Genomic DNA, 694 nt, shown 5'->3' on the forward strand with positions numbered 1-694 from the left:
CCTGATGGGGATTTTTTTACCCCAGACTTAGCCCGGACCTGGCCCAGACTTGAGGCAGACTTGCGTTTATTTAAGTCAGACTTGCTCTCATGACCTGTCGGGACGGCTGCCAGCGTTTTATCCCTGTCGGGCACAGGCAATGCGTCTCCGTGATTATTTTCCCTGATAACAGCGTTTTCATCTGCCCGGACTTGTGCCCCCGCCGGCACTTGTACTGTCCGGGCTGACGCGGGTTTTTCTTCCCCAGACTCAGGCCAGATTTGCCCCGGACTTGGGGAAGACTTGCGACCTTTCGGGTCAGACTTGCGTTCACTGCCGGCGGTTTCGGAGTCCGGTTCTCCGACATCCAGCAGGCCGCACAGGTGGGCTGCGCCGTTGTCTTCCCCGTCCCACAGCAGTTCATAATGCAGCAGGTGCCCCCGGCTGCCGCCATGCAACAGCAGGTATTCCATTTCCGTCAGCCGTTGACAGTGGTTTTTGAGCTGGCTGTCGCTCCAGTGGGTAAAGGCGCGGATATCCCGCCGGGTAAAGCGCACTTCATTTGGCTGGCAGTGCTGGATTTGCGCCTGTTCGTTCACCATGGCCTGTATCAGCAGTAACAGCTTGCGCGTCTGCGGCGGCATTTCATCCAGCGTGCGCCCCAGCACCTCATGCGCCAGCTGGTTAGCCAGGGCAATGTCGTCTTGGGTGACTT

1 pseudogene is annotated in these 694 nt (G+C 58.5%); it reads right to left on the bottom strand.

Annotated features, from left to right (window positions below):
* A pseudogene (locus tag ACGF49_RS24675) lies at positions 1-694 on the bottom strand (DNA primase); the annotation flags it as partial.

The organism is Photorhabdus sp. RM96S (genome assembly GCF_042879335.1).
GTDB classification, from domain to species: Bacteria; Pseudomonadota; Gammaproteobacteria; order Enterobacterales; family Enterobacteriaceae; genus Photorhabdus; species Photorhabdus kayaii.